The following is an 18,667-nucleotide window of genomic DNA, read 5'->3' as shown; positions in this document are numbered from 1 at the left end:
GCGGCGCGCGGCGCAAGGCCAGTCACACTTGGTTTCAGCCTGTGTCAGCGCAGTATGTCAGCTGAACTCGACCCGCTCCTGCGAGAAATAGAACAGCGAGCGCATCTCGTCATCAATCGAGGCCGGATCGGCATTCAGGAGGCGCCGCATCGCGTTCTTCCGGTCCTTCAGCGCATGGTCGAAATCCGCCTCGATCAGCTTGTCGACGCCGAGACGGGTCATCGCATCGCGCACTTCCATGTACAGCGTCAGCGAGCCGCCGAGGAACATCGATTCATAGGCGATCTTGCTGGCAATCTTGTCATGGATGTCGCCATAGCCAAACTGGCGTTCCATGGTGGACTGGCGCTTGGTGATGAAGTCGATCTCCTGGCGGTGGTCGGGATGGCGCAGGTAAACCGATTTCTGCCGCAGCATCTCGGCATCGATCGTCTCCTTCACCTCCTCAGGCAGCGCATCCGACAGGATGATGACGATATCGACATCCGATCCGCGCACCATCTCGCCGGAGGCGGCATGTTCGCGCGGCTCGTTATGGGCAAGGAAATAGGCAAGGTCCCCGGCGATGAAGGCGCAGAGCTGGCTGCGGATTTCGCGGGTGAGCTTCAGGAACACCTGTTTCATCACCGCCTGGGCGAGGGCAATCTTCTCCCGGCTGATCTCGCGGTGCATGTTGGAGAGCGATCCCTGCCGCTCGATCATCGCCTCGCGCTGCTCAGGCAGGCCGAACAGGGTGAAGGACAGGAAATCGCGCAGGATGGACGGGCTGAGGCGCACTTCGTCCTCCCGCGTGATGTCATAGCGCAGGTAATAGCTCGCAAAGTGCGAGATCAGGAAAGACTGGCTCGCCCGGTAGCAGGCCTGCCACAGCGCCAGCACCGGCACTTCCGGCATCGCAAAGGCCAGCTCCTTGCCGAGCTGCGGCCCCCGCTCGCGGATCTGCGCGATCACGCGCGCCTCGATGGCGTCGATGGATGTGTCCGGCACTGCCTCTTCCTCCGGTGTCCCCGGGGACAGGCCTATTCAACCGTGACGGATTTCGCAAGGTTGCGCGGCTGGTCCACATCGGTCCCGCGCGTCACGGCGACGTAATAGGCCAGCAGCTGCAGCGGCACCGCCGCCAGAATCGGCAGCGACAGCTCGTCCCCGTCCGGCAGGCGGATCACATGGTCGGCGCGCTTGCCGGCTGCCTTGATGCCCGCATCGTCGGAAATCAGGATCACCTCCGCCCCGCGTGCGCGCACTTCCTCGACATTGGAGATCGTCTTCTCGAACAGCTCATCCTTCGGCGCGACGACGACGACCGGCAGGCCCTTCTCGATCAGCGCGATAGGGCCGTGCTTCAGTTCGCCGGCGGCATAGCCCTCGGCATGGATGTAGGAGACTTCCTTGAGCTTCAGCGCCCCCTCCAGCGCCAGCGGATAATACCGCCCGCGGCCGAGGAACAGCACGTCCCGCTTGTTCGCGATGTGCCGGGCGATTTCCCTCACATCCGCCTGCGCCTCGAGCGCCTCGGTGATCTTGCGCGGCAGGGCGAGCAGGCTGCGGACATATTTCTGCTCATCGCCCGGCAACAGGTGGCCGCGCGCCTTGGCCGCCGACAGCGCCAGCATCGCCAGCACAGAAAGTTGCGCCGTGAACGCCTTGGTCGAGGCCACACCGATCTCCGGCCCGGCATGGGTCGGCACGATGGAGGCAGCTTCGCGCGCGATGGAGCTTTCCGGCACGTTGACGACCGCAATCGCGGGCGTCCGGTTCTCGCGGCAATAGCGCAGCGCCGCCAGCGTGTCGGCCGTCTCGCCCGACTGGCTGACGAACAGCGACGGGCCGCTCACCGGCAGCACCGGGCGGCGATAGCGGAATTCGGACGCAATATCCGGCTCGAAGGCGAGGCGCGCGATCTGCTCGAACCAGTATTTCGCCGTGAAAGCCGCGTAATAGGCCGTGCCGCAGGCGATGGCGACCATCCGGTCGGCTCCGGCGAACAGCGCCTCGGCGCTTTCGGGCACGCGCACGGTCTGCGTCGCCTGGTGGATGTAGGGCGTCACCGAGCGGGCGATGGATTCAGACTGCTCATGGATTTCCTTGAGCATGAAATGGTCATAGGCCCCGCGCTCGATCAACGCATCGTTCACCGCCGAGGTCACCCGCGGCCGGTTCACCCGGTCGCCGCGCGCATTGCGGATGTCGAAACTGTCCGGGCGGATGACGGCCCAGTCGCCTTCTTCCAGGTAGGTCACTTCGCGCGTCAGCGGGGCGAGCGCGATGGCATCGGAGCCGAAATACATTTCGCCCTCGCCATAGCCGAGCACGAGGGGCGAGCCCTTGCGCGCCCCGATCACGAGGCCGGGATCATCGGCAAACACGGCCGCAATCGCGAACGCGCCCTCGAAATGCGTAAGCGCCGAGGCAAATGCCTCCACCGGGTCCTGCCCCTCAGCCATATAGGCGTCGATCAGCTGGGCGATGACTTCGCTGTCGGTTTCCGACTCGAAAACGCGGCCCTTGGCTTCGAGTTCCTCGCGCAGTTCGCGGTAATTCTCGATGATGCCGTTATGGACGATGGCGACCTTGCCGGAGAGGTGCGGGTGGGCATTTGTCTCGTTCGGCGCGCCATGCGTGGCCCAGCGCGTGTGGGCGATGCCGGTGCGCCCTTCCAGCGGCGCATTCTTCAGCCGGGCTTCAAGGTTGACGATCTTGCCGCTCGCCCGCGACCGGGCAATGCCGGCGCCAGCGACCGTCGCGATGCCCGCGCTGTCATAGCCGCGATATTCCAGCCGTTTCAGCCCTCCGACCAGCCGGCCAGCGACGTCTTCCTTGCCCGAAATCGCGACAATACCACACATGCAGAGCTTCTCCGTGAACCTGGCCCCCGCCTGCCACCGGCCTCCTCCATAAACCCCGCGAGTCCGGCTGCACAATGACGATTTATGAGCGTTTGTGACACCGAATAAGGCGCTTTGCGGGCAGGCTGCTGCCTCATTCGTTTAGCTTTCCTCAAAAGAAGCCGCGCATTGCCGAAAGGGCTCTTCCATTGCCGGGGAACGCCCGCTAGGCAGGGTTTTGCTCCCAGACAGGAATTTGCCCCGTGCCGCAACTGACGCATCTTGACCGGCTTGAAGCCGAAAGCATCCACATCCTGCGCGAGGTCGCGTCGGAATGTGAAAAACCGGTCATGCTCTATTCGATCGGCAAGGATTCGGCGGTGATGCTGCACCTTGCCATGAAGGCGTTCTATCCCTCCCGTCCGCCTTTCCCGCTGCTGCATGTCGATACGGGGTGGAAGTTCCGGGAGATGATCGAATTCCGTGACCGGAAGGTCCGCGAACTCGGCCTGGAGCTGATCGTGCACACCAATCCGGAAGGCCTCGCGGAAGGCGTCGGCCCGTTCACGCACGGCTCGGCCTATCATACCGATGTGATGAAGACGGTTGCCCTCAAGCAGGCGCTCGACATGCACGGCTTCGACGCGGCTTTCGGCGGCGCCCGGCGCGATGAGGAAAAGTCCCGCGCCAAGGAACGCATCATCTCCTTCCGCTCGGCCGGCCACCGCTGGGACCCGAAACGTCAGCGCCCGGAGATCTGGAATATCTACAATACACGGATGAACAAGGGCGAGAGCCTGCGCGCCTTCCCGATGTCGAACTGGACGGAGCTGGACATCTGGCAATATATCCGCCGCGAGGGGATCGAGCTTGTGCCCCTCTACATGGCCGCGCCGCGCCCTGTCGTGACCTGGAATGACACGCTCATCATGGTTGATGACGACCGCGTGCCGGCAGAACTCGCCGCAACCGCCGAAGTCAAATCCGTCCGCTTCCGGACGCTTGGCTGCTATCCGCTGACCGGCGCAGTGGAAAGCACCGCCGCCACACTCGATGATGTGATCCAGGAGATCCTTCTCACCACCACCTCCGAGCGCCAGGGCCGGGCCATCGACAAGGACCAGGCCGCCTCGATGGAAAAAAAGAAGCAGGAAGGGTATTTCTGATGCGACTGCATGATGACCTGATCGCGCAGGATATCGCGGCCTATCTGAAGGTGCACGAGTCCAAGTCGCTGCTGCGCTTCATCACCTGCGGCTCGGTGGATGACGGCAAGTCCACGCTGATCGGCCGGCTGCTCTATGATTCGAAGATGATCTTCGAGGACCAGCTGAGCGCGCTGGAGGCCGATTCCAAGAAGGTCGGCACACAGGGCGATGCCATCGACTTTGCGCTGCTCGTCGACGGCCTCGCCGCCGAGCGCGAACAGGGCATCACGATTGATGTCGCCTACCGCTTCTTCGCAACCGAGAAGCGCAAGTTCATCGTCGCCGATACGCCGGGACATGAACAGTATACGCGCAATATGGCGACCGGCGCCTCCACCGCTGACGCGGCCATCCTGATGGTCGATGCGCGCAAGGGCATCCTGACCCAGACGCGCCGCCACAGTTTTATCGCCAGCCTGCTTGGCATCCGCCACTTCGTGCTGGCGGTGAACAAGATGGACCTCGTCGACTGGGATCCGGAAGTCTTCGATTCGATTGATGCGGAATTCTTCAATTTCGCCGCCCGCCTCGGCGGCCCGCTTAACATCCAGTCGATCCCGATGTCGGCCCTGCGCGGCGAAAATATCAACGAGAAATCGCCGCACACGCCCTGGTATTCCGGGCCCACGCTGATGCGTCATCTCGAAACCCTGGACATCGAGGATGCCCGCGCGGCCCTGCCGTTCCGGATGCCGGTGCAATGGGTCAACCGCCCCAATCTCGACTTCCGGGGCTTTTCCGGCCAGATCGCGAGCGGCACGGTCCGCCCCGGCGACCGGGTCCGCTCGCTGCCGTCGGCGCGCGAGACCACGATTACCCGCATCGTCACCGCCGATGGGGACCAGCCCGAAGCGGCGCCCGGCCAGTCCGTCACCCTGACCTTCGCCGACGAGATCGACACCTCGCGCGGCGACATGATCGTTACCGCAGAGGCCCCGGCCGAAGTCTCCGACCAGTTCCAGGTCCACCTCCTCTGGATGAGCGAACAGCCGCTCCTGCCCGGCCGGCGCTACCTGATGAAGGCCGGCGCGCGCACGGTGACCGCCACCGTCAACGCGCCCAAGCATGGCATCGACGTCAACACGCTCAACGAGACGGCGGCCCGCACGCTGGAGCTCAACCAGATCGCCGTGACCACCCTGTCGCTCGACCAGCCGATCGCCTTTGATCCTTACACGGAAAACCGGGAAACCGGCGGCTTCATCCTGATCGACCGGCAGACGAATGACACCGTCGCCCTTGGCATGATCGATTTCGCGCTGCGCCGCGCCTCGAACATCCACTGGCAGGCCATCGACATCAGCCGCGAAGCCCTCGCCGAGCAGAAGGCGCAGAAACCGGCGGTCCTGTGGTTCACGGGCCTCTCCGGCTCCGGCAAATCGACCATCGCCAACGCGCTGCAGAAGAGATTGTTCGCCCTCGGACGGCACACCTTCATTCTCGACGGCGACAATGTCCGCCATGGCCTCAACCGCGATCTCGGCTTCACCGATGCCGACCGTGTGGAGAACATCCGCCGCGTGGCCAATGTCGCCCGCCTGATGACCGATGCCGGCCTGATCACGCTGGTCTCCTTCATCTCGCCCTTCCGGGCGGAGCGCCAGATGGCCCGCGCCCTGATGGCCGAGGGCGAGTTCATCGAGATCCATATCGACACGCCGCTGGACGTCGCCGAAGGCCGCGACGTGAAAGGCCTCTACAAGAAGGCCCGTGCCGGCGAGATCCGCAACTTCACCGGCATCGACAGCCCGTATGAGCCGCCGGTGTCCCCGGAGCTGCGCATCAGCACTGTCGACCGCACGCCCGAAGACGCCGCCGACGAAATCTTCCGCTACCTCGAAACCCGCGGCATACTGAACGTGTGATCCCATAAGCCCCTTCTCCCCCCCGGGAGAAGGGGTTGGGGATGAGGGGGACAAACTTCTCACCACCCCCGCAGATCCACCGCAGGGCTCCCGCCCCCTCGCCCCCCTCCCAGGGCAAGACACGCCCGGCCTGCCCCCCGGCCAGCCGCCCGGCGCAGATGTTGCAAACCTCCCGGGTTGAAACGGCGCGGCCACAGGGGCACCTTCCGGCAGCACCCTCAGGACACAAGGTAAACACCAGGCATGGCAATCCATCCCGTGATCATGTGCGGCGGCTCTGGCACACGGCTCTGGCCGGTGTCGGACCGGGCCTGTCCCAAACAGTTCCACCGGCTGGTGTCCGACAAGTCGGTCTTCCAGGAAACCGTTCTGCGCTTCCGGGCGGAGGGTTTCGCCGCCCCGGTCATCATCAGCAACGCCGCCCATCGCAGCCTAATCGAAGCCCAGCTCGCCGAAATCGGCGCCGAGGCGTCCGCCCTGCTGCTCGAGCCTGAAGGCCGCAACACCGCCGCCGTCGCCGCCATGGCCGCGCTGCACCTTGCGGACGCGGGCGAAGGCGCGCTCGGCCTGCTCGTGCCGTCGGATCATTTCATCGGCCGGCCGGAAGTCTTCCTCGCCGCTGTCCGCGCCGCCGCCGATGCCGCCACTGGCGGGCACATCACCACTTTCGGCATCGCCCCGACACGGCCCGACACCGGCTTCGGCTATATCCAGGCGGGCGAGAGCATTTCAGGCGCAGTCTCTACTGTCGCCGCCTTCCGCGAGAAGCCGGACGCCGCCACCGCCGCCAGCTATCTCGCCAGCGGCGCCTATAGCTGGAATGCCGGCATCTTCCTGTTCCGCCCCGATGCCCTGCTGGCCGAATTCGAGGCACATGCCCCGGACATTCTCTCCGCCACCCGCACAGCCCTCACCGGCGCCCGCCGCGATGGCGCCGCGATCTATCCGGACGCTACCGCCTTCGCGGCCATCCGCGCGACCTCCCTCGACTATGCCGTGATGGAAAAAACCGCCCGCGCGGCCGTCTATGCTCCGCTCGACTGCGCCTGGAGTGACATTGGCACCTGGTCGATGATCGGCGAGATCAGCGCCCGCCAGAACACGCCCGCCCCGGTGGAGATCGCCTCCGAAGGCTGCGTCGTGCACGCCGCGGACGGTATCCTCGTCGCCCTCGTCGGCGCGGAAAACCTCGTGGTTGTTGCAGATGGCGCCCGAGTCCTCGTCGCGGCGAAGGACCGGTCTCAGGATGTCGGCGCCGTGGTCAAGGCCCTCAAAGAGCGCGGATTGACCGACTATCTCTGACCCGCCAGCTTGTATGGCGGCCCCCGGCAATCAACTCCCGCCTGCTTGCCAGATGCGCCGGGCCGGGACACTCTCGGTGTGCCTGATTTGCCGCAGAGGTACCCCCATGGCGCATCCCCCGTCCCGACGCCGCTTGCCGAGCGCGCTGGTTGCCGCTGCCCTCGTCTCCACCCTGCCGGTCTGGGTCTCGGCCTGCGCCAGTGGCGGCAGCAGCGGCGGGGGAACGAGCCCGCCGGTCCAACCCCTGCCCCCTCCGCCGCCCCCGCCGCCTCCACCCCCTCCGCCGCCACCGCCACCCCCTCCGCCGCCACCGGCCCCGCCTCCGTCTTCCTTCGAGACGAGTGAGTATAACTTCACCCGCGGCCTGCCTTTCCTCGGCGCCTCGCACGCTTATGCCCGGGGCGCGACCGGCGAAGGCATCGTCGTCGCCGTGATCGACACCGGTTCAGACCAGGGCCACCGCGACCTGACCGGCCAGTTCACCGGCCCGACCTATGACGTGAACGCCGCCACCCGCGACCCGGACGATATCGACACGGAAAGCCACGGCACCTTCGTCTCCGGCATCATCGCCGGCCGGCGCGACGGCACCGGCATCATGGGCACAGCCTTCAACGCGCAGATCATGGACATCCGCGCCGACCGGCCGGGCAGCTGCGCCGAAGACGATGGCTGCCGCTATCCGACGGGCGATGTCGCCGCCGCGATCAATTACGCCGTCGCCAATGGCGCGAAGGTCATCAACCTCTCCCTCGGCGGCGCGCCCGGTGCCAACCAGACGATCGAGAACGCCATCCTCGCCGCCGCCGCGCAGGGCGTGCTCGTGGTCGTCTCCGCTGGCAATGACGCTGAACCTCCGGATACGGATGAGAATGGCAACCCGGTGGCGGCAAAAGGCACCACGGTCAACAGCCCGGCGCGCGCGGCGGGTTATTCCGGCGCGCTCGGCCGCGTCGTAGCCGTCGGCTCGGTCGTCGCCTTTGCCGGATCCGGCGGCCAGGATGCAGACCGGATCGGGCGCATCTCGAACTTCTCGAACCGGGCCGGGGAAGACGCGATGAACTTCTACCTCCTCGCCCCCGGCCAGCGCGTTGTCTCCACCGGCAACCGCGTCGGCGATGACGACCCCGGCCCCTATTTCATCATCAGCGGCACCTCCTTTGCCGCGCCTTATGTCTCCGGCTCGCTCGCCCTGCTGCTTCAGGCCTTCCCCAACCTTCAGGCCCAGCCGGAAACCGCGCTGCGTATCCTGCTCGACACCGCCGATGACTATATCGACCCCGAACTCGACGCCGTGCTCGGCATTGCCGCCGGTGTCGGCGTCGATCCTGTCTCCGGCGTCGGCGTCATGAACCTGCGCCGCGCCTTCGCGCCGCAGGGCACGCCGAATGCCTTCATCAACGGCGAACTCATCCCGCTGGGCCAGATGGCGGCCCCCGCCAGCGGCCCCTTCGGCGACTGGGCCTCCCGGGGCGGCCTGTTTGAAGGCATGGCGATGATCGACCGGTATAAGCGCACCTTCAGCTTCGACGCCGCCGGCCTCACCACAACCGCCCGCGCCCCGCTCGCCAGCGCCTCGGCGCGCGCCGCCTCCTTCGCCGGCGAGGCCCGGGCCGTCCGTGCCGGGAACATCGCGCTCAGCTGGCACACGCCGAAACTGGTCGAGGACCGCGCCGCGCCCTACCAGCCGGAACCGCAGGCGCAGGTCTCCGCCACCTTCCGCTTTGCCGGCGGCGAAGTCTCTGCCGGGCGCGGCGGCAGCCTGCCCCGGATTGCGCCGGAAACCGCCCTCGTCACCGAAGCCGGCATGACGAACGCCCTGTCGATGACCGGCAGCTGGGCTTCGGCCTCCCACACGCTCGGCCCCGTCGAAGTCCACTCCTTTGCCGCGAGCGACGAAACGATGAGCCGCATGGGCGCCGGCTTTGGCCGCTCCGGATACGGATGGTCCGTGCGCACCCTGGTCGAGATCGCCGAGGACCGCGAAACCGCCTTCGGCAGCGAGGTCCAGTCCCGCCTCGGCCTCGGCCAAGGCGGGCGCCTCACCGCCTGGACGCTGGAGGGCGCGCGCAATCTCGGCGGCGGATGGTCGGTCTCCGGCGGGTATGAATTCGGCATGGCCGAGCTCGATGCGTCTGCTGCCGACGGCATCCACACCAGCCGCTGGTCGCTCGGCGCAGCCCGCCGCATGGGCCCGGCCAGCCTCAGCCTCGTCCTCGCCCAGCCGCGCCGCGCCGAAGGCGGCACGCTTTCCTTCGACACCGTGACCGGCGCCGACACATCCGGCTGGATCATCAGCACACGGCAGGTCGGGCTCACGCCGTCAGGCCGGCAGCTGAACCTTGAATCGCGCCTGCGCTGGCAGCTCAGCGAGGACTGGCTCGCCGAAACCGCCGCCGCCCTCGTCCACCAGCCCAATCATGTTGCCGCCGCAGACGATGCCGCCATGGCCTGGTTCGCCATTCGGGGCCGCTTCTAGATGCGCGCGGGAAGGCCCGGCCTTGCCGCCGCCGGGCTGCTCGCCGCCGCTTGCGCCTGTATTCCGCCTGCGGAAGACATTGCCGCCGCCTGCCCGGCCGTGCGCAGCGCCGAAGCCTGGATCAACCGGATGCCTTCCACAACCGCACGGGAACCTGCCCTTGTGGTGATGGTGCGCGTCGACAGCGCAGAGCCATGGTCATTGAAATCCGTGGGCGCGCCGCAGCCCGGCGATCCGTTGCGGCTCGAACTGACCGAAGGCGGGCACGGCCATCCCGGCATCGCCAGCTGGCGCCGCACAGGCCGCGAGACGCCCGGCTCCATCGAGATATTCTGCGGCGAAAACCTGCATCACCGCATTACGGAGATTACCTCCGCGCGCTGACGATCAAGAGGCTCAGCGCCCGTCGCGCCGCTTGTAGCGCGGCGGCCCGTCCGGCCCATGCTTGCCGGCATAGGGATTCTTGCCCTGGCGCACGAACAGCCGGATCGGCACGCCGTGCATGTCGAACGCCTCGCGGATCCCGTTGACGAGATAGCGCTTGTACCCCTCCGGCATCTGGTCCCCGCGCGAGGCGATGAGCACGAAGGTCGGCGGGCGCGCCTTCATCTGCGCCATATAGCGCGGCTTGATCCGCTTGCCCTGCACGCTCGGCGGCGGATGGTGCTCCACCGTATGGCGCAGCCAGCGATTGAGATCGCCCGTCTTCGCCCGCGCCGTCCAGTCCTTGTAGACCTTCACCACCGCCGGCATCAGCCGCTCGACATTCCGCCCCGTCAGGCCGGACAGGAACACGACCGGCGCCCCGCCTGCATTCGGCATCAGCTTGTTCGCCATCTCGCGGATGTGCTTCGCCGCCCCGTCCGTATCCTGAACAGTATCCCATTTGGAGATGACGAGCACGATCCCGCGCCCCTCGCGCAGGGCCAGATCAGCGATCTGCAGATCCTGCTTCTCCATCGCCTCATGCGCGTCCATGACGAGCGCAATAATGTCCGCATACTTCAGCGAACGGATCGTCTCGGCGGTCGACATCCGCTCCAGCCGTTCCTGAACCTTGGCCTTCCGGCGCAGGCCCGCCGTGTCCACAAGGCGGATCTTCCGGCCGTCCCACTCCCAGTCGATGGCAATGGAATCGCGCGTGATGCCCGCCTCCGGCCCGGTCAGCAGGCGTTCCGATTGCAGGAGCTGGTTGATCAGCGTGGACTTGCCTGCATTCGGCCGGCCGACAATGGCCAGCTTGATCGGCCGGTCCGGCTGGGGCGGCGGCTCGGGCAGGTCCACATCGGCGGCCTCGATCGCGGCGACGAGTTCATCATCCGTTATCGACGTATCTTCAATGTCGATATGGGCGAGCTTCTCGAGGATATCGTCCCCGGCCCCGCCGGCATAATCGGGCTCGGCCTCTTCCAGGGCCCGCTCGAACGCATCCTCGCCAAGCGCCTGCCGGATCGCCTCATAGAGCTCCGCCATCCCCTCGCCATGCTCGGCCGACAGCGCTACCGGCTCGCCAAAGCCGAGCCGGAACGCGTCCAGAACACCGGTCTCGCCCTGCCGGCCCTCCGCCTTGTTGGCAGCCAGCACGACCGGCACACCGGACTTCCTCAGCAGCTGCGCAAAGGTCTCATCCTCCGGCGTCACGCCCACGCGGGCATCGACGAGAAAGAGCGCAAGATCGGCTTCCGCAATCGCTGCCTCGGTCTGCGCGCGCATCCGCGCCTCGAGGCTGTCATCGCGCACATTGTCGAAGCCGGCGGTGTCGATCAGCAGGAGCGGCAGCGAGGCAAGGCGCCCCTCGGCGGTCTTGCGGTCGCGTGTCACGCCCGGCTGGTCGTCGACCAGGGCGAGTTTCTTGCCCGCGAGGCGGTTGAACAGGGTCGACTTGCCGACATTCGGCCGGCCCACGATGGCGAGCTTCAGGGGCAAGGGTCAGCCCTCCCGGAGGCACAGGCGGCCGGCGGGAGAGTTCCCGGGGGCCGAAGGTTAGCGGATGGCGATCAGGTTCGCCTTGTCGGTGAGGACAAAGAGGCGCCCCTGCGCCGCGATCGGCTCAATGAAGACTGTATCGCCGAGCCGCAGCGAGCCGGTCTGCTGCCCTGTCTGGGCCGAGAAGGCAAGCAGTTCTCCCCGTGAGGAGACCACGATCACCCGGTCGGAGGCAATAATCGGAGAGGTATAGGTGATCCGGTCGCGCTTTTTCTCTTCGTTCCGGAACTGTGGCAGCTGGGTCACCCAATAGGCTTCGCCCGTCTCGGCATCGAGGCAGACAAGCTCGCCCTCGGTCCCCACGATGAACAGGTAGCGCCCCGCCAGTGCCGGCGCCTTGGTCGAGCCGACCGGCCGGCCCCAGACGCGCGTGCCCGTGCGCCCGTCAATCGCCACGGTGGCGCCCGACTGGTTGGAGGCAAAGACCAGCCCTGCGCCCAGGATCGGGCGCGAGCCGATGTCATTGATCTCGGAAATTGGCGTGAACCGGCCTGCCCCCTGGATGGCATCCACCCAGAGCCGCCGGCCATTGGCCGCGAGGAAGGCGATGATCTCGCCGGAGGAGAAGGGCGAGATGATGAAATCCTCGACCGCCGCCGCGCTGGGGCTGCCAAGGACCCGGGCGGATTCGGCAATCGCCTGATCGCTCCACAGCGTCTGGCCGGTCGCGAGGTCGAGGGCGAAGATCTCGTTATTGTTGGAGCTGACGAAGATCCGGTTGTCGTCAATCGTCGGCGAGCCGATCATCGGCGCCCCCATGGCCCGCCGCCAGATCTCGCTGCCCGAGGCAGCATCCAGCGCGGCCACGAAGCCGAAGCCGCTGGCCACCACCAGCTTGTCGCCGGAGACCGCAAGCCCGCCGCCGACCGCAGCGCGGTCACGGCGCGTCAGGCCCTGCAGGCGCTGCGTCCACACGGTCGCGCCATTGTCCAGCCGCATCGCCCGGACCGACTGGGTCGAATCAAGCGTGAAAATCAGTGTTTCGCTGCTGACCGGCGGGGTGGTCAGGGCCGACCGGTTGGACGAGCCCCTGCCGGCAGAACGCCGCCAGTCAATCGCCAGGGCCGGCGCCGCCTGAATGTGCCCGATCGCCTTGCTCGGTGTGCCGCCGGCTTCCGGCCAAGCGCTTACTTCGCGGGCCGCCGGCAGGTTGATCAGGACGCCGGCAAAGCCCGGATTGGGCTCCACCCGGTCTTCATCCAGCACCATGGCGAGCCGGCCAACCCGGTCCTCCGCCTTGGCCGCCGCAGCATTGCCGCCGCCAAAGCGCGGCAGGCTGTTGCAGCTCGCCGCCATCAGCGCCGTAGCCAGGACAGCCGCAGCAAGCAGGGGAAAACGGGCAGGCTTCATGGAACAGACTCCTCGGTCTCTGACGCAGGCACTTCCTCGGGCGATTCCTGAGGCATTTCGGCGGCGCCGGGCGCAGCTGTGCCCGCCCCCTGGGGAATGGCCGCCAGCGCCATATCGGCCCGGCGCTGCAGGTTTTCGCTCGCGGCGGCATCGAATTTCAGACGGTTGAACTCGGCCCTTGCTCTCGCATAGTCCCCGGTCTCGAAGGCTTTGGCTGCGACCAGCTCCCGCGCCAGCGCCCCGGCGGGCGAGGTATCGGTCAAGAGGCCGCCCAGCATCGCTTCCAGCTCGGGCAGGGTCATCGTGCCGGCGCGGAAATAGGCCGCTTTCAGCAGGGCGAGCCGGCCAAACGGGTCACTGTCCGTGCCGCCGGAAACGGCCAGCAGCTCAGCCGCGCCGTCTGCATCCCCGCCGCCCTCATAGAGGGTCCGGGCGAGGAAATGCGTCGCCAGCGGCGCCAGTTTCGGATTAGTCTCGCGGATCGTGCGGAAGGCGGCTTCGGCCTCCGCATACTGGCCCTCTTCCAGCGCCTTGACTGCGTTCTCGAAGGCCGCCGCCTGCGCCGCCTTGCGGGCCTCTGCCGCGGGCGTCAGCACGAATTCATTCAGCGCCACAACGCCCACCAGCAGCGCCACGCCGCCATAAACGAAGGGCCGCCAGCGCTTCCAGACGCTCTGCAGCTTCTCCTGGCGGACGCTTTCATCAACTTCGGTGAAGATGTCAGTCACAGGCAGGGGCTCCGGCGGAGGGGGCTATCGGGATTTCGCGGCGAACCTAGACGCGCCTCAGCGCGGCTGCAACGGAAGAGCGCTGTTACCCGGCGGGTTTTCGCAGGCTGTAGATTTCGGCCGAACCGGGGAACCGCCGCGCCCGCACGTCTTCGGCATAGGCCGCCGCTGCCTTGCTGATCTCGGTGGCAAGGTCAGCATAGCGGCGCACGAATTTCGGGGTCCAGTCGAACAGGCCCAGCATGTCCTGCGTCACCAGAACCTGCCCGTCACAGGCTGCCGAAGCGCCGATCCCGATGGTCGGGCAGCTGACTTCGGCGGTGATTTCGGCGGCAAGGTCCTCGGCCACACCCTCGATCACGATGCAGAACGCCCCGGCGCTGTCAGCGGCGCGGGCCTCGGCGATCACGCGCTCGCGTTCATCCTCGGTGCGGCCCTTGGCGCGGAAGCCGCCATCGATGTTCACCGCCTGCGGGCGCAGGCCCACATGGCCCATCACAGGAATGCCGCGCTCGACGAGGTGTGCGATCTGGCCGGCCGCATAGGCCCCGCTCTCGATCTTGACCGCCTGGCAGCCGGTTTCCTTCATGATCCGCGCGGCGTTCAGGAAGGCCTGGTCCGGGTTGGTCTCATACGATCCGAACGGCATGTCCACGACCACGAAGGCCTGCTCCGCCCCGCGCATCACCGCCTGGCCATGCAGGATCATCATCTCCATCGTCACGCCCACCGTGGAGGGCAGCCCGTGCACCACCATGCCGACACTGTCGCCCACCAGAAGGATATCTGCATGGGCATCCAGAAGAGCGGCGGTCGGCGCGTCATAGGCCGTCAGCATCACGAGGGGCGTGCCCCCCTTGGCGGCGGCAATATCCTTGACGGTCTTGCGGGTCGTGCGGGTCTGTTTCGACATGGCCGGGGGCTTACCCCGCCCCGCGCATCCCGGCAAGCGGCCCCGCCTCAACCCCTCTCCCACAAAGTGGGAGAGGAGGGGCCCATTGCGCAGCAATGGGAGGTGAGGGCGGCCGGCGCTCAGCCGGCCAAAGCAAAGCCCCCTCAGCGCACCGCGCAGGCCGCCCAGCCCTCATCATCGGCGCTCAGCCAGTCCGTCACCCGGTAAGGCTCATCGGTCGAGATCATCACAACCCCGTCATCGACGAGCTGCTGATACTCGCTGCCATCGCCGTCCGCCCAGTAGACGTCATCGAGGCGCTCGCCCCGCCGCCCCAGCGTCCCGAAGGCCGGCTCGACCCCTTCGGCATTCAGCCGCGCAAAGGCCGGCGGGTCCGGCTCGCGCGTGCCCGTCCAGGCGATCAGCCGCGTGCGGTCCACACCCAGCGCTTCCAGCCGCTCGATGTCCCGGGCGCCCCGCACGGAAGCCGTCAGCACCATGCCCGGCGCATAGCGGGCGATCTCGGCGGCTTCCTGGTCATTGTAGGAGATGAACACGGCGATGCTCTCCGCCCCCGCCGCCTTCACGGCCTCTGCGATGTTCCGGAACCCCGTCGTGCGCTTGCGGTCGAGCTGGATGATCGCCCCGGCCTCCTTCGCCCAGAGCAGCACATCGGTCAGCTTCGATGGCCGGAACTCGGTCGCCGTCCCGTCATTGTCGATCAGCCGCCGCCCGGCGACATCGGCCCAATCAGTGTCGGAGACATAGCCCGTCCCCTCGATCACCCGGCCGAACCGGTCATCATGGTGCAGGAACAGGACCCCGTCCCGGCTCTCATGGATGTCGATCTCGAACACCCGGATGCCGCGCTCATAAGCGTGCTGCAGTGTCTCCAGCACATTCTCCGGATAGCCCGGCGCCGGCCCGCCCCGGTGCGCGGCGACGACCACCCCGCCCGTCTCGCGCAGGCAGTCGAACAGCTCCGGCAGCGCCGCGGTCAGCGCCGCCCGGGCGCCGGCTTCTGCCGTTGCACCCTGCGCCGCGCCCGCCTCGTCCCCGCCCGCCACGGGCGCCGGCGCGCCGGAACAGGCCGCAATCAGGAAGGCGCCGAGGGCTGCCGTCAAACGTCGCATCATGAGGGGGCGTCCTTTCCTTGCGTCAGTCACGCCGCCCGCATAGACAGGGCTCAGACAAAGCACAAGCCGCCGCCTTGAAGCGGACAGGCGCACAATCCGGAGGGACTTGAAATGAAGGGAATTATGCAGGACTGGCCGCTGACCGTGGACAAGATCCTCGAACATGCGCGCCTGCAGCACGGCGACCGCACCATCGTTACCCGCCGCGTCGAAGGCAACATCACGCGCCTGACCTATGCCGAGCTCTATGGCATGGCCAAGCAGGTCTCCACCGCCCTCAAGGATCTCGGCATCGGGATCGGCGACCGCGTCGCCACCCTCGGCTGGAACTCCGAACGCCACATGGCCGCCTGGTATGGCACCATGGGCATCGGCGCCGTCCTGCACACGATCAACCCGCGCCTCCACCCCGACCAGATCGCCTGGATCGCCAACCATGCCGAAGACAAGGTGCTGATCTTCGACAAGACCTTCCTGCCCATCATCGAGGCCATCAAGGACAAGCTGGAGACGGTGAAGACCTTCATCATCTTCGCCGGCGCCGACACGATGCCGGAGAACAAGCTCGGCGCGATGGCCTTCGACATCTGGATCGACGGGCGCTCGCAGAATGTCCGCTGGGGCGACTTCCCGGAAGATACCGCCTGCGGCCTCTGCTACACTTCCGGCACCACCGGCAACCCCAAGGGCGTGCTCTATTCCCACCGCTCCAACGTGCTGCACACCCTCGTCACGATGGGCAAGGATGTGATGGGCATGGGCGCTGCCGACACTGTGCTGCCGGTCGTGCCGATGTTCCATGCCAATGCCTGGGGCCTTGCCTTCTCCTGCCCGGCGACCGGCGCCAACATGGTCATGCCCGGCGCGCAGATGGACGGCGCCTCGATCTACCAGCTGCTGGATGAGGAGAAAGTCTCGATGACGGCAGCTGTGCCGACCGTCTGGCTGATGCTGCTCACCCACCTCCAGCAGAACAACCTCAAACTGCCCCACCTCAAGAAAGTCCTCATCGGGGGCTCGGCCATCCCGGAGAAGATCCTGCGCGCCTTCGAGGAAGAATACGAAGTCGATGTCGTCCATGCCTGGGGCATGACCGAAACCTCGCCGCTCGGCACGCTCGGCGCCCTGCCGCCGCACCTGATCGACGCCCCGCTCGACGAGCGCATGAAGCAGAAACTGAAACAGGGCCGCCCGCCTTTCGGGGTCGAGCTGCGCCTCGTCGATGATGATGGCAATGAACTCGCCCGCGACGGCAAGACCTCCGGCCGCCTCCTCGTGCGCGGCGCCGCCATCGCCGGCGGCTACTTCAAGGGCGCGGGCGGCCATGTCCTCGATGCCGAGGGCTGGTTCGACACCGGCGACGTCGCCACGCTCGACAATTACGGCACCATGACCATCACCGACCGCGCCAAGGATGTCATCAAATCGGGCGGGGAGTGGATCTCCTCCATCGACATCGAGAACATCGCCGTCGGCCACCCCAAGGTCGCCAACGCCGCCGCCATCGGCATCTACCATCCCAAATGGGACGAGCGCCCCCTGCTGATCGTGCAGCCCGCCGCCGGCGAAAGCCCGACCAAGGAAGAAATCCTCGCCAGCCTCGAAGGCAAGATCGCCAAATGGTGGACCCCGGACGATGTCCAGTTCGTCGAAAACATCCCCCTCGGCGCCACCGGCAAGATCAACAAGCTCGCCCTGCGCGAACAATTCAAGGACTACAAACTGCCAACGGCCTGAGGCAGCCCCTCACCTCCCATTGCTGCGCCACTTAACCCCTCTCCCACTCGTGGGAGAGGAGGGGCCCGCGCCCGAAGGGCGTGGGAGGTGAGGGCCTCCCAAACTCTTCGCATTGCAGACGCATCAGAAAGCGCTAGGTTGCCGGCCAACACATCGAGGCGCCCATGACCACCGACACCCCCCCGCCCTCCACCGCCGGCTGGCGCGGCACCTTTGCGGGCTTTGCGCTCGGCCTGTCGCTGTTTGCGGTGCTGTGGTTTGCCGCCGCCGCCATCGGCACCAAGCTCGGCCTGTGGCGCTGGGAGTTCGGCCTCGGCGTCATGACCATCCAATGGGGCCCGATGCTGCTGATGGCAGCGGCGGGCGTCTCTGTCCTCGCGGTCATCATCGCCCTCATCAAGGCACCGCGGAAGCAGGCCTTCATCATCGCTCTCGCCGCCCTGCTCATCTCCGGTCTCGCCTTCGGGCGGCTCGCCGGCTTCGGCGGCCATGCCGCGCGCCTGCCGCCGCTGCACGACATCCAGACCGACTGGGCCGACCCCATCCAGCCGAGCGACGCCCTGCTGACCGCCCGCGAAGCCACCGGCGCCCTCAATCCCATCCTCGATGATCCCATCATTCCCGAAGGCGCCAACAGCCGGTGGGAAGGCATGGGCGGGCGCCGCGTCGCCGAGGTGCAGGCCGAGGCCGAATTCGACCCCGCCCGCCACAAATCCCCGCGCGAGACGCCCTACCCGCTCATCGCGCCGCTCATCGCCCCCGGTGTCACGGCGGATCAGGCCTACGGCGCCGCCCTCGCCGCCATCGAGGCGCGCGGCTGGACGCTCATTCTCGCCGAGCCGGAGGAAGGCCGTATCGAAGCCACCGAGACCAGCTTCTGGTTCGGCTTCCATGACGACATCCTCATCCGCGTGCGCGAGGAAGACGGCGCCGCCCGCATCGACGTGCGCTCGGTCAGCCGCGTCGGACTGTCGGACCTCGGCGTGAATGCGAAGCGCATCCGGGGACTTCTGGACGAGATCGAAACCCGCCTCGCCAAGGGCCTGACCGGCTGAGCCCGCCCCTCTGAATCCTGCCTCTATCCATGCGGTTTTTCCGCTAAGCCCTTGGAATCATTGAACCGAGAAAATACTTATCCGACCCCCCTTCGGGCGGGGGT

General features: G+C 66.9%; 14 protein-coding genes. 7 read left to right on the top strand and 7 right to left on the bottom strand.

What is annotated here, in order from left to right; genetic code table 11:
* Window positions 1–57: 57 nt before the first annotated feature.
* Complete coding sequence (locus ACK4SV_RS02160; RefSeq protein ID WP_409916145.1) at window positions 58–987, bottom strand: hypothetical protein; 930 nt, start codon at window positions 985–987, stop codon at window positions 58–60.
* A gap of 32 nt (window positions 988–1,019) precedes the next feature.
* Window positions 1,020–2,846, bottom strand: a complete 1,827-nt coding sequence (glmS, locus tag ACK4SV_RS02155) for a glutamine--fructose-6-phosphate transaminase (isomerizing) (RefSeq protein WP_409916144.1) — start codon at window positions 2,844–2,846, stop codon at window positions 1,020–1,022.
* Between the two features lie 242 nt (window positions 2,847–3,088).
* On the opposite strand from glmS, the gene cysD reads away from it, so the two are divergent.
* The 5 genes from cysD (at window position 3,089) to ACK4SV_RS02130 (ending at window position 10,063) form a co-directional block, all read left to right on the top strand.
* Entirely contained in the window at window positions 3,089–3,991 is a 903-nt protein-coding gene (cysD, locus tag ACK4SV_RS02150) for a sulfate adenylyltransferase subunit CysD (protein ID WP_409916143.1), read from the top strand.
* Window positions 3,991–5,898, top strand: a complete 1,908-nt coding sequence (cysN, locus tag ACK4SV_RS02145; RefSeq protein WP_409916142.1) for a sulfate adenylyltransferase subunit CysN — start codon at window positions 3,991–3,993, stop codon at window positions 5,896–5,898. The genes cysD and cysN overlap by 1 nt, the downstream gene beginning before the upstream one ends.
* Window positions 5,899–6,141: 243 nt before the next feature.
* Window positions 6,142–7,200 (top strand): mannose-1-phosphate guanylyltransferase, encoded by a 1,059-nt coding sequence (locus ACK4SV_RS02140; protein ID WP_409916141.1) that lies wholly within the window; start codon window positions 6,142–6,144, stop codon window positions 7,198–7,200.
* 106 nt (window positions 7,201–7,306) lie between these two features.
* Window positions 7,307–9,679: a S8 family peptidase gene (locus ACK4SV_RS02135; RefSeq protein ID WP_409916140.1), complete on the top strand. Its 2,373-nt coding sequence runs from the start codon at window positions 7,307–7,309 to the stop codon at window positions 9,677–9,679.
* Window positions 9,680–10,063, top strand: coding sequence for a hypothetical protein (locus tag ACK4SV_RS02130; protein ID WP_409916139.1), 384 nt, complete (start codon window positions 9,680–9,682; stop codon window positions 10,061–10,063).
* A gap of 12 nt (window positions 10,064–10,075) precedes the next feature.
* Here the strand turns inward: ACK4SV_RS02130 and der are convergent, their stop codons facing one another.
* The 5 genes from der to ACK4SV_RS02105 all read right to left on the bottom strand — a co-directional run bounded on the left by der (window position 10,076) and on the right by ACK4SV_RS02105 (window position 15,771).
* Window positions 10,076–11,605 carry a ribosome biogenesis GTPase Der gene (gene der / locus ACK4SV_RS02125; protein ID WP_409916138.1) on the bottom strand — a complete coding sequence of 510 codons (1,530 nt, stop codon included), beginning with the start codon at window positions 11,603–11,605 and terminating at the stop codon, window positions 10,076–10,078.
* A 57-nt stretch (window positions 11,606–11,662) separates the two neighbouring features.
* Complete coding sequence (locus ACK4SV_RS02120; RefSeq protein ID WP_409916137.1) at window positions 11,663–13,015, bottom strand: PQQ-binding-like beta-propeller repeat protein; 1,353 nt, start codon at window positions 13,013–13,015, stop codon at window positions 11,663–11,665.
* Entirely contained in the window at window positions 13,012–13,743 is a 732-nt protein-coding gene (locus ACK4SV_RS02115) for a tetratricopeptide repeat protein (RefSeq protein WP_409916136.1), read from the bottom strand. The genes ACK4SV_RS02120 and ACK4SV_RS02115 overlap by 4 nt, the downstream gene beginning before the upstream one ends.
* Window positions 13,744–13,828: 85 nt before the next feature.
* On the bottom strand, window positions 13,829–14,656 hold the full coding sequence (gene panB, locus ACK4SV_RS02110) for a 3-methyl-2-oxobutanoate hydroxymethyltransferase (RefSeq protein ID WP_409916135.1): 828 nt from the start codon (window positions 14,654–14,656) through the stop codon (window positions 13,829–13,831).
* A gap of 143 nt (window positions 14,657–14,799) precedes the next feature.
* Window positions 14,800–15,771 (bottom strand): glycerophosphodiester phosphodiesterase family protein, encoded by a 972-nt coding sequence (locus ACK4SV_RS02105; RefSeq protein ID WP_409916134.1) that lies wholly within the window; start codon window positions 15,769–15,771, stop codon window positions 14,800–14,802.
* 111 nt (window positions 15,772–15,882) lie between these two features.
* Between ACK4SV_RS02105 and ACK4SV_RS02100 the strand changes: the two genes are divergently transcribed.
* Together ACK4SV_RS02100 and ACK4SV_RS02095 are read left to right on the top strand one after the other, a co-directional pair.
* Window positions 15,883–17,508, top strand: a complete 1,626-nt coding sequence (locus tag ACK4SV_RS02100; protein WP_409916133.1) for a long-chain-fatty-acid--CoA ligase — start codon at window positions 15,883–15,885, stop codon at window positions 17,506–17,508.
* Between the two features lie 164 nt (window positions 17,509–17,672).
* Window positions 17,673–18,563 (top strand): DUF1499 domain-containing protein, encoded by an 891-nt coding sequence (locus ACK4SV_RS02095; protein ID WP_409916132.1) that lies wholly within the window; start codon window positions 17,673–17,675, stop codon window positions 18,561–18,563.
* Window positions 18,564–18,667 lie beyond the last annotated feature (104 nt).

The organism is Hyphomonas sp., assembly GCF_046313735.1.
Taxonomy (GTDB): Bacteria; Pseudomonadota; Alphaproteobacteria; order Caulobacterales; family Hyphomonadaceae; genus Hyphomonas.
Note: the sequence above shows the minus strand (reverse complement) of the source record. Positions and strands in the feature narration are given on the sequence as shown.